This is a genomic window from Polaromonas sp. CT11-55 (assembly GCF_047303325.1).
Lineage (GTDB): Bacteria > Pseudomonadota > Gammaproteobacteria > Burkholderiales > Burkholderiaceae_C > Polaromonas.
In genome coordinates this window covers 1-7,500 of the sequence record NZ_JBKBEX010000012.1, presented here as the reverse complement: position 1 = coordinate 7,500, position 7,500 = coordinate 1, and the positions used below count along the sequence as shown (strand labels likewise).

General features: G+C 66.3%; 7 protein-coding genes (1 of these 7 only partly in view). 4 read left to right on the top strand and 3 right to left on the bottom strand.

Going from position 1 to position 7,500, the window contains the following annotated elements:
* Both ACEN8I_RS12855 and ACEN8I_RS12850 read right to left on the bottom strand, forming a co-directional pair.
* Window positions 1–954: the start of a molybdopterin cofactor-binding domain-containing protein gene (locus ACEN8I_RS12855; RefSeq protein WP_413328865.1), read on the bottom strand. 1,359 nt of this gene lie to the left of the window's left edge; only the first 954 of its 2,313 coding nucleotides appear in the window; it begins with the start codon at window positions 952–954; its stop codon lies off the left edge, out of view.
* Window positions 951–1,427 (bottom strand): (2Fe-2S)-binding protein, encoded by a 477-nt coding sequence (locus ACEN8I_RS12850; protein WP_413328864.1) that lies wholly within the window; start codon window positions 1,425–1,427, stop codon window positions 951–953. The genes ACEN8I_RS12855 and ACEN8I_RS12850 overlap by 4 nt, the downstream gene beginning before the upstream one ends.
* A gap of 185 nt (window positions 1,428–1,612) precedes the next feature.
* Between ACEN8I_RS12850 and ACEN8I_RS12845 the strand changes: the two genes are divergently transcribed.
* The 4 genes from ACEN8I_RS12845 (at window position 1,613) to ACEN8I_RS12830 (ending at window position 7,205) form a co-directional block, all read left to right on the top strand.
* On the top strand, window positions 1,613–3,538 hold the full coding sequence (locus ACEN8I_RS12845; RefSeq protein ID WP_413328863.1) for an ATP-binding cassette domain-containing protein: 1,926 nt from the start codon (window positions 1,613–1,615) through the stop codon (window positions 3,536–3,538).
* A 148-nt stretch (window positions 3,539–3,686) separates the two neighbouring features.
* Window positions 3,687–5,381, top strand: coding sequence for a phospholipase D family protein (locus tag ACEN8I_RS12840; protein WP_413328862.1), 1,695 nt, complete (start codon window positions 3,687–3,689; stop codon window positions 5,379–5,381).
* A gap of 138 nt (window positions 5,382–5,519) precedes the next feature.
* A complete protein-coding gene (locus tag ACEN8I_RS12835; RefSeq protein WP_413328861.1) occupies window positions 5,520–6,812 on the top strand; it encodes a flavin monoamine oxidase family protein in 1,293 nt (430 codons plus the stop codon).
* Between the two features lie 51 nt (window positions 6,813–6,863).
* Window positions 6,864–7,205, top strand: a complete 342-nt coding sequence (locus ACEN8I_RS12830) for a hypothetical protein (RefSeq protein ID WP_413328860.1) — start codon at window positions 6,864–6,866, stop codon at window positions 7,203–7,205.
* 19 nt (window positions 7,206–7,224) lie between these two features.
* Here ACEN8I_RS12830 and ACEN8I_RS12825 read toward each other — a convergent pair.
* On the bottom strand, window positions 7,225–7,500 hold a 276-nt coding region (locus tag ACEN8I_RS12825; protein ID WP_413328859.1), incomplete at its 5' end, for a hypothetical protein.

The following is a 7,500-nucleotide window of genomic DNA, read 5'->3' as shown; positions in this document are numbered from 1 at the left end:
GGTTTTTCCCACGACGGCAAACCCGGCGGTGGAGCCCGCATAGGCAGGCAGTCGCACAAGGCGCTCCACCCCGGGCGCGGCCAGCGCAACCTCTGTATGAATGGCGCCGGCCGAGCCGCCCAGCATAGGGCACAGCCGGACTGCCGCGTACAGCATGCCCGGCAGCCGCACGTCCAGGCCGAAGACCGCCGTGCCGTTAACCTTGGCGGGCAGGTCCGAGCGCGGGGCCTTGCGCCCTATCAGGCTCCAGTCCCTGCGGCTTTTGAGTTTCACTTCGCCCGGCGGCGTCGCCGCGGCGAACTTCGCCAGTTCCCCGTAGTGGGCCGAAGGCCCGGACGGATGGGAAATCACCCCTTTGCTGATGCTGAGCTCATCCACCGGCAGCTTCCAGTCCAGCGACGCCGCCCCCAGCAGCGAGGCGCGGGCGGTCGCCGCGGCCGTACGCAGCACTTCCCAGGCGTCGGCCACGCTGGACGACGCGCCCGTGGCGTTGATACCCAGTTCGCGGGCCAGCTTGCCTACCATCCATTCGCCAAGCCGGACCTTGGTAGGGCGCACCCGGGGTGCTCCTTCCGCCGCATAGTCGTCCACTTCCAGCGGATGAAAGGGCAGGCTGCCAACCAGCATGGCCACATTGCCGTAAATCGTATCGGAGCCGGCCTGCTCCAGGCTGACCCGCGCCAGCGGCACGTCCAGCTCCTCGGCCACCAGCATAGCCAGCGCGGTGTGCACGCCCTGCCCCATTTCGCTGCGCGGCATGGCCAGCACCACGCCGCCGTCGGCGCGTATCTTGATCCAGCCGTTGAAGACCACGCCCGTGAGGTCGGGTTCCGCGCCGGCCGGCCAGGGATGGGCCGCGCTGCCCAGGCGCGAGCGCGCCGGCAGCATGCTCCAGCCGACCAGCAGCGCGCCGGCCGCGCCCGCGGCGCTGAACAGCCAGGCCCGCCGCTTCATGCTTTGGCCTTCTTCACGGCGCCGGGGACCACGGCGGCCGCTCGCTTGATGGCCACGCGTATGCGCTGATAGGTGCCGCAGCGGCAAATATTGGTCATGGCCGCGTCGATGTCGGCATCCGTCGGCCTGGGGTTTGCCTCGAGCAGCGCGGCAGCGGCCATCAGCATGCCCGACTGGCAGTAGCCGCATTGCGGCACCTGCTCGGCGATCCAGGCCAGCTGCAGGGCATGGGGTTTGTCCGGCGTGCCCAGCGCTTCAATGGTCTGGATGCGCTTGCCGAGCACGGCGGACACCGGCACCGAGCAGGAACGCACGGCCTGGCCGTCGATACGCACGGTGCAGGCTCCGCAGGCCGCCACGCCGCAGCCGAACTTGGTGCCGGTCATGTTCAGCACGTCGCGCAGCAGCCATAACAGGGGCATGCCGGGATCGGCGTCGGCCTGGACAAGCCGGCCGTTGATTTGCAATTCCACGAAATCTCCCTCAGTGATGCGTCGCCCTAGCCGATGACTATATCGGCGAGCCCCGGCAGGCGATAGGGCTGCCGCGCCACACCGGCAGGGCCGCCAATCGTAAGGACTTGTATTCAACGGCCGGGCGCGCCGTGAATGCCGCGTGGACGCCGGCCTGGCGCGGGGACGGATAATCCTCCTTCTATATGGCACTTATTACCCTCCTGGACGCCCAACTCGCTTTTGGGCACGTCGCACTGCTGGATCACGCAGATTTTTCCCTTGAGAGCAACCAGCGCATAGGCCTGATCGGCCGCAACGGCACCGGCAAGTCATCCCTGCTCAAAATCCTCGCCGGCCTCGAAAAACCCGATGACGGCACGCTGCAGCTGCAGCAGAACCTGCGCATCGCCTACGTACCGCAGGAACCCAGCCTGGACCCGCACGCCACCGTGTTCATCGCGGCCAGCGCGGGCCTGGCGCGCACCCGCCACGTGGTCGAGCAATACCTGGCGGCCGACGAAAACACCGACCTGGACGCCCTTCAGTCGGAAATCGAGGCGCTGGACGGCTGGACCTGGGAGCAGCGCGTCGAGGAAACCCTGCACCGCCTGCACCTGGACAAGGACGCCATCGTCGGCTCGCTCTCGGGCGGCACCAAAAAGCGCGTGGCACTGGCCCAGGCGCTGGTCGCCAAGCCCGACGTGCTGCTGCTCGACGAGCCAACCAACCACCTGGACCTGGACTCCATCGCCTGGCTGGAAGAGCTACTGGTCAATTTCAACGGCAGCATCATCACCATCACCCACGACCGCGCCTTCCTGGACCAGGTCGCCACCGTCATCGTCGAGCTGGACCGCGGCAAGCTCAACAGCTACCCCGGCAACTTCGCCCAGTACCTGGTGCAAAAGGAAGAGCAGATGGCCCAAGAGGCCGTCATCAACGCAAAGGCCGACAAGCTGCTTGCGCAGGAAGAAATCTGGATACGCAAGGGCGTGGAAGCGCGCCGCACCCGCAGCGTGGCCCGAATCGGCCGCCTCGAAGCCCTGCGCGCCAACCGCGCGGCCCGGCGCGATGCCGTGGGCCGCGTCAACCTCGATGTTTCCAGCGGCGAGCGAAGCGGCAAGATCGTCGCCGAGCTCAGCAACGTGAGCAAAAGCTTCGGCCACCCCGGCAGCGAAAAGCTCATCGTCAACAAATTCACCGGCACCTTGCTGCGCGGCGACAAGATCGGCCTGCTGGGCCCCAATGGCGCCGGCAAGACCACACTGCTCAAGCTCATCCTGGGCGAGCTGCAGCCCGACGCAACCACGCCGCCCGGCAAAGTGCGCCAGGGCGCCAACCTGCAGGTGGCCTATTTCGACCAGATGCGCGACAGTCTGGACCTGGACGCCACGCTGGAAGACTTCATCAGCCCCGGCAGCGAATGGGTGGAGATCAACGGCGCAAAAAAACACGTCAAGAGCTACCTCACCGACTTTTTGTTCTCGCCGGCCCGCGCCAACTCGCCCGTCCGCACCCTCTCGGGCGGCGAACGCAACCGCCTGCTGCTGGCGCGCCTGTTCGCCCGGCCGGCCAATGTGCTGGTGCTCGACGAGCCGACCAACGACCTGGACATCGACACCCTGGAGCTGCTGGAAGACCTGCTGCAGAACTACGAAGGCACGGTCTTCCTGGTCAGCCACGACAGGCGCTTCCTCGACAACGTGGTCACCAGCACCATCGCCTATGAAGGCACGCCCGAGAACCCCGGCTTCTGGCGCGAATACGAAGGCGGCGTGACTGACTGGATCACCCAGTCCAAACGCGCCGCGCAGATCACCGGCAACGCCAGGCCTGCCCCGGGCGCCTCAAGCGCCAAGCCCGCGGGCAAAAGCGCCGAGCCCCGCAAGGAGACCGGCGAAGCTCCCGCCAAAAAGAAGCTCAGCTACAAGGAGCAGCGCGAACTCGACGGCCTGCCGGCGCTGATCCAGCAGCTCGAGTCGCAGCAAAAAGCGATTGAGCAGGAGCTTTACGACGGCACGCTCTACACCACCAACGCCAAGCGGGCGGCCGAGCTCAATGCGCGCAACAGCAAGATCGAGGAAGAGCTGATGGAGGCGCTGCAGCGCTGGGAAGCCTTGTCGTCCTGAGCGTGGCGCCGTAAGCGCCCACTCTCTTTTTGCGGGTTCCGCAAACCCCGGCTTGCGCGGTCAAGCCGGGCTCCTACACAAAGAGTCGGCGCCCACGCAGGCGGCCCAGCCATCCGGCACATCTCCTTACGCTACAGTGGTCTGCACCATGCCGACCACCCCCAGCGCCTCCAGCGCCATCTCCCACAAGCCTGTCCTCCCGGCATTCCGGCACCTGTTGCCGGCGCTGGCCCTGGCGCTCACTACCTTGTGGCTGGCCGGCTGCGCCTCCTTGCCCAGCGAAGTGGACAGGCCGGTGTCCACCGCCCTGGCCAAGCCCGAGGAAACCCGGCTGGGCGCGCTGGTGGCGGCCCGCGCCGCCAAGGCCGGCACCCGCAACGATTCCGGCTTTGCGCTGGTGGGCGATGCCGAACTCGCCTTCACCAGCCGCATGACCCTGATCAAGGCCGCGCAGAAAACCCTGGACATCCAGTACTACGCCATCTTTGCCGATGACACCACCGAACGCATGTTCGAGGCCCTGCGCGAGGCCGCCGGCCGCGGCGTGCGCATACGCATACTGCTGGACGACTTCAACACCTCGGGCAAGAACGCCCAGGTGCTCAAGCTCGCCTTCGAGAAAAACTTCGAGCTGCGGCTGTTCAACCCCCTTCCCGGCGGGCGCGGTTCCATGGTGATGCGCATACTGAGCAACCTCAAGGACGCCGCGCGCATGCAGCGGCGCATGCACAACAAGATTTTTGTGGCCGACAACGCCGTCGCCATCACCGGCGGGCGCAACCTGGGCGAAACCTACTTCGGCCAGAGCAAGGGCACGAATTTTGTGGACATCGACGTGATCGCGGCCGGCCGCATCGCGCGCGACCTGTCCGCCAGCTTCGACCAGTACTGGAACAACCCGCTGGCCTACCCGGTGCAGTCTCTGATGACAGCCAAGGAGATCGAGGCCCTCAAGCCGCCGCCCGCCGGCGCCCAGGCCGCCAATCTCAACCGGGAAGATCCGGCGACGCTGGCCAGCGCCACGCAAGCCGCCATCGCTGAATCGAATGCTTCCGCCGCATCCGCCGCCGCGCTGCCCGACTCCACCGACCTGCGCCTGCTGACCTGGACCTGGGCGCCGTCCGTCCTGCTGGTCGACAAGCCGTCCAAGATCGCCGCAGATGCCGACACGACCGGCGAATCCCAGGACACCACGGTGGACGGCCTGCTGCAGCTGATGTCGCAGGCCAAGGGCAACCTGCTTATCGTCTCGCCCTACTTCGTGCCCGGTGAACGCATGATGGCGCAGTTCGCCGACCTTCGCCGACGCGGCGTGCGCGTGCGCGTGCTGACCAACTCGCTGGCCTCCAACGACGCGCCCGCCGCCCATGTCGGTTATGCGCGCTACCGCAAGGCCCTCCTCGACATGGGCATAGAGCTGTATGAAATGCGCGCCGAACAGCAAGGCTCTTTCTCAAGCTTCGGCTCATCGGCACTGGGCGGCGGCTCCACGGGCGGCTCCACCAGCGGCTCGCGCGCCAGCCTGCATTCCAAGGTGGTGGTGATGGACGACCGCCTGCTGGTGGTCGGCTCTATGAACCTGGACCTGCGTTCCCAGCTGCAGAACAGCGAAGTCGCCATCATCATCCGCAACCGCGCCATCTCGGCTGAAGCCACGCGCCTGATCGAACCCACGCTGGCCGCCGGCGCCTATCGTGTGGAACTGGACGATCAGGGCCAGATGGTCTGGCGCGCGCCCCAGGGCTCACAGCTCAAGGACTCCAGGATGGAGCCTGACGCGAGCCTGGGCTTGAAGCTGATGCTCAAACTGATAGGGCCGCTTGCGCCGGACGAGATGCTGTGAAGCCCGCCCCTTCTCCCGTAGTTCCCTGTAATCCCTTGTAATTCGCTGTAATCGCCAGCACGCGGGTGCCTGCCTAGAGTCAAGGTCCACGCTGCGCGAAACGTCTTTCGCGCCGAGGGAAGACGAAAGGGCAAGCGCATGAAAGTAGCCATTGTCGGCGGCGGCCTGGCCGGTATCGCCGCGGCGCACACGCTTTTGGGGGATGCCGATGTCAGCGAGGTACACCTGCTGGAGGCCGCAGGCGGCTATGGCGGCCGCGCCCGGACCGACAGCAAGTCCATTCCAGGATTTGCCTTCGACATGGGGGCGCAGTACATCCAGGACCCGACCACCAACCCGCTAACCGAAATCGCCAAAGACCTGGGCTTCGAGACGGTGAAAGAGGACGCCTCCTACGAGCTGCGCGTCGACGACGACGGCACCTGGGAAAACGTCGACACCACCGACCCCGAAGTGCTGGCCGTCGTCAACGGCATCCAGCTGTCTTACAACGCCGCCAAGACCCAGCCAAACGTCGTGGTGGCCGCCAAACCCCGCTTTGACACCCAGGTGGAAATGTTCGGCCATGCGACCTCCCCCTATGGCCCGTTCACGGAATCGGCCGAGACCTGGCAATACCTGGCGGCGGACCGGGCCCGGGAGGCGGCGGGCGACGGCGCGGAGAACCTGTTCGTCAAGCGCGGCGTGGGCACCCTGGTCGCGGCCTACGGCCAGCTCCTGCCCACCCTGTACAAAGACCGCTACAAGGCGCGCTTCGACACCCGCGTCAGCGCCATCGCCTACGGCGGCAGCGGCATCACCCTGACCCTGGGCACTTCGGGCACGCTGGCGGTCGACGCCTGTATCGTCACCGTGCCGGTGGCGGTTCTGGGCAGCGGCGCCATCCGCTTCGAGCCGGCGCTGCCCGCCACCTATACCAACGCGCTCAAGGCCTTACGGCTGGGCTCCTACAAAAAGCTGGCCTTGAAGCTGCGCACCGACCCCGCCGGCATCGTGCCCGGCACCAATTACTACCTGATCGAAGCGGAGCCGGAAGGGGTGTGGCAGTGCTACCGCCTGCCCCATTCCCCCGACGTGCTGGTGGGCCACGCGGCGGGAGATTTTGCCGCCGCGCTGGACGCCATGGCGGACAAGGACGTGTTCGAGCTCTTCAAGGCCGGCATCCAGTCCGCCTTCGACGGCGTGTACTTCACCACTGGCAAGGCCATCACCAACTGGAGCGCCAACCCCAACGCCCTGGGCGCTTATTCCTACACCGCCTTCATAGGTGGCGGCCCCCAGGACCCCGGGCCCCTGAAGGCCCGCAGCGACCTGGGCGTACCCCTGGGCAAACTGCATTTCGCGGGCGAAGCCACCAACCCGCAGTGCTACGGCACCCTGCAGGCCGCTTATTTCGAAGGCGTGCGCGCGGCCGAAGCCGTGCTGGCCTAAGCCGCTTGGACCGCTGCCGCCCCACCATTTCAACCCCCACAGGAGATCACCATGCGTTACCTGCAAGTTTCCAAACTGACGCTGAGCAATGCCGGCTACAGCGCGCCGGCCCAGGCCAACAGCTTCTACCCGATAGGCAACCAGACGGACCATATCCACATCGGCGTGCCCACCAGTTATATGGATGGCAACCAGCAAAAGTTCGCCGAGGACGGCAATGTCTTTGTCACCTACATCTCGTTCAAATGGGATGACGCCTTCTGGTTCCGCTTGAACCACAACGACGCGGACGGCTACTTTTCCTTTCCCACGGGCCATTCGGCCGACGAGCTGCCCGATGATTGGGTGGATGCCTTGCGCGCGCTGAACATGGTGCGCGGCCTGTGCAGCTGAGGCCAGCCTCGTACCGGGCCTACTGGTCGACCTTGACGCGGTAGGTGACGATCAGTTGCCCGCCGGAAGCCAGCGAGCCGGTGAAGGTCCACTTCAGCGCCCCCTGCGCATTGACCGCCGGCTGTGTCGTCACCGTGCAGCCGGTGATGCCCGTGGGCAGCGTGCCCGGGCAGGCGGCCGACACAAAGCCGGTGAAGGCCGCGGTCGAATCGCTCACAAACAGCGTGGACAGCGGCTGCGTGCCGTTGTTGGTGGCCGTCAAGGTGTACTGCAGCGTGTCGCCGGGATTGGCGTT